This is a genomic window from Micromonospora sp. D75, from assembly GCF_018070405.1.
Classification (GTDB): Bacteria; Actinomycetota; Actinomycetes; order Mycobacteriales; family Micromonosporaceae; genus Micromonospora; species Micromonospora chalcea.
Genome location: NZ_JAGPXV010000655.1, coordinates 1 through 3,240 on the forward strand (window position 1 = coordinate 1; position 3,240 = coordinate 3,240).

Here is a 3,240-nt window from a genome sequence, read left to right on the forward strand (position 1 = left end):
ACGTACCGGCACCCACCCGACGGCGGCCACCCGCCTCACCGAACGGCTGCTCACCGAGGCTCGCGAGGAACTGCGGCGCGCGGACGCCAAGGCCACCCAGTGGCTCGGCCTGTTCGGCGGGGCGCTGCTCGCCCTCGCGACCGGGCTGGTCGGGGCGTCCTGGTCGCCGCACCGGCTGACCGGGACGGCGGTCTGGACCTGGTGGACAGGCTGCCTGGCGGCGGCGCTGGCCCTGGCCGCCGTCATGATGGCGCTGCTGCCCAGGACCGGCGGGGACCCGGAGCTGCGACTGGTCGCCTACTTCGGGCACGTGCACCGGCTGCGTGACCCTGAGGAGGTCCGGCGCCATGTCGAGCGCGCCGCCCACGACACCATGCCCAGCCTGATCTCCCAGCTCTGCTGGATCAGCCGGCTCGCCATGACGAAGTACCGCTGGACCCGCGCCGGAACGGTCCTCGCCATGTTCGCGGCCGCCCTGATCGCGGTGAGCCTGCTGTGACCGGGACGACCGAGCGAGAGGAGCGACAGGTGCCTGAGCCCGACCGGCACGCGAGGGCGACCACCCGCTGGTCCACTGCCAGTTTCCTCGGCCGTCTCCACCCGGTCGACCGGATGGCCCTGCTGCGCATCGGGAACCGGGAAGAGTTTCCCGACCGCCAGTGCCTGCTGCGGCAGGGGGACAGTGGACGTCACCTCCTGCTGCTCACCAGCGGCCGGGTCCGTGTCGAGGTGGAAGGCCCGCGTCAGGAGCCCCTCGGAATCGCGCTGCGCTCGTCCGGAGACCTCGTCGGCGAGCTGGCCTATCTCGACGACCGTCCCCGGTCCGCTTCGGTGGTCGCCGTCGGACCGGTGGTTGCCCAGCACATCCCCGCCTCCTCCTTCGACCGGTTCCTGCACCGTCACCCCGTCGCCAACCGGCCCTTCGCCCAACTCCTGGCCGCCCGGTTGCGCGCCGCCGACCGGCGGACGGTGGCCGCCTCGTACGACACGGCCACGCGGGTGGCCGGCACCCTGTGCGACATGGCGGTGGCGGACGGCGGCCTGCTCGTCGTCCACACGACCCAGCGCGAGCTGGCACGACTGGTGGTCGCCTCGCAGGTGTCGGTACACCGGATCTTGAGGCGGTTCGTGAAGGCGCGACTGGTGGTCACCCGGCACGGATCGATTCTGATCCGGGACGAAGCGGGATTGTCGGCGATCGCCGAGGCGAGGGCGAATTGCATCACCTGATGTAGATCAACTGGCTTGCCGCGACATTACCACCGCAGAGTGACAACCGACCCCCTTCCACCGAAGCAGGTGATTTCCGTGGAACATCCACGCCCTTGGACGGCAATTTCGTCCGACATAGTCCGCTCCAGCGACGGCGGCTATCCGCGTCAATCCGACCTCGCGGTCGCCACCGAGAGCGTGATCGCCGAGGCGCAGCGCGACTGCCCCTACCCCGGGCCATGGATCCGCCGCGAGCGCGGCGACGGCGAACTCACTCTCGCCCCGGCCGACGTGCCTTTGGCCTGGCTACTCACCGACTACCTCCGTCGGCTCGAGGCCGGTGTGCTGGCCTGGAACCGCAACAAGAACGACGCGCACCAGTTGCGGCTGCGGGTCGGTGTCGACTTCGGACTGGTCAAGATCGACTCCGACGGTGTGCCCCGGGGTGGCGACGCGATCGTGAACGCGGCTCGGCTGCGGGACTGCGACGTCGCCCGGGAGGCCACCGTCGCAGTGCCGCACGCTCCGGTCGTCGCAGTCGTCTCCGATGCGGTCTACCGGCAGGTCGTGCCCTATGGAGAGCGGGGAACACGGCCGGAGATGTTCCGACGCGTGCGCGCCGCTGTGCCGGAGAAGGATTACGAGACGACCGCCTGGTTGCACGTGCCCGGCCACCACCCGCCGTACCTGAGCGACCCGATGGACGAACCGGAGTCGGAGTTCGACACCCGGTCCGCCCCCGCCGCGACGAAACGGGAAGCGCGGTCGGACAGATCGCCCGGCGGCCGGGACGAGCGGCCCGCCCCGCCCGAACGCTCCGAGGTGACAAACATCGGCAGTCAGGTGAATGGCGATCACAACCAGTTCCAGATTCGGGACATCAACCTCGGGGGAGGCTCGGCGTGAGCGCCGACGACCCGGCCACCGCGCCTGCCGGCGATTCGCCGGGCGCCGAGCCCGTCCCCCGGCCGGGTGATGCAGCGGCAGCCGGACAACCGGAGGCCCCGGCTCAGCCGGTGACCCCACCCGCCTCGGCGACGGGCTCCCCGAAGCCGGAGACAGCGGAGGAGAGCACCGGACCGTCCCCGTCGACGGGAGGGGCGAGCGGCGAAACGGCGGCGGCGCTAGGCGCCGGCTACCGGAGGCGGATGGACCAGTTCCGGCCGGTGGACGAAGGGGCGAGCAGGCAGCAGTCCGACGCGCGGGACACGAGCTGGCAGGACGGCGGCAGCGACGAGCCCGGCACCGCCGACACGTTGTCCTGGCGCATGGACCGCGAACGGAAGTCCTACGGCATCCAGGTCAACGGCAACCACACGCTGCTCAGTCTCGTCCTCCCCGACGGACGGCAGATCAGCGTACTTCGGTCGCAGCGAACGCCGGAAGGGCTGCGGGAGACGGCCCGGGGCTACGTCGAGGTCGCCGCCTTTCCGCAGCTCGTCGCCCGGCTCCGGGAGCAGCATGTGATCCTCCTGGCGGGTGGCGACGGGACCGGGCGGAGGACCACCGCAGACATGATGCTGTGGCAGGTCGCCGGCATCGACCGGGTCGCCGGCATCGAATGCGCCCAGAGCGAGGCGACCGCCGCCGAGCTCGCCGGCAAGGAAGACCTCCTGCTGCCGAAGTACGGCACTGTCCTGGAGCTGCCCGGGAAGGCCAGCGTCGGCGCGGGGACGCTACGCGCGTTCGAGCGCCTCGCCCGCGAGCGCAAGGCGTACGTAGTGCTCCTTGTGGACCAGACCGACGCGACGGGCTCCGCGCTCACGCCATACGCGGTCGCGTACGAGCCACCGGACCCGCAGTACGTGCTGCGCCGGCACCTGGTGCGGATGCTAGCCCGCCGAAGGCGGTGCACCGCCGGTTGCGCGCCCTGCCGGGGAGCCTGCCGACGGGCGTTCGTCGAGCGGTGCGTCGCCCAGCCGAGGGTCGTCGAGGAACTCGCTGCCCGTCCCCGGCCGGCTCAGGCGGTGGAACTCGCGGCCGCGCTGGCCGAGTGGAGCGGAGTCGACAGTGACCTCGTCGCCGCGC

General features: G+C 71.6%; 4 protein-coding genes. All 4 read left to right on the forward strand.

What is annotated here, in order from left to right; translation table 11 throughout:
• On the forward strand, positions 1–499 hold a 499-nt coding region (locus tag KBX39_RS27175; protein ID WP_210873203.1), incomplete at its 5' end, for a Pycsar system effector family protein.
• Positions 500–612: 113 nt separating this feature from the next.
• Entirely contained in the window at positions 613–1,230 is a 618-nt protein-coding gene (locus KBX39_RS27180) for a Crp/Fnr family transcriptional regulator (RefSeq protein ID WP_210873205.1), read from the forward strand.
• A 78-nt stretch (positions 1,231–1,308) separates the two neighbouring features.
• The gene (locus tag KBX39_RS27185) at positions 1,309–2,118 is read left to right on the forward strand and encodes a hypothetical protein (RefSeq protein WP_210873207.1); all 810 of its coding nucleotides are present in this window, start codon (positions 1,309–1,311) and stop codon (positions 2,116–2,118) included.
• A 242-nt stretch (positions 2,119–2,360) separates the two neighbouring features.
• The coding region (locus KBX39_RS27190) for a hypothetical protein (RefSeq protein WP_210873209.1) at positions 2,361–3,240 on the forward strand (880 nt) is incomplete at its 3' end.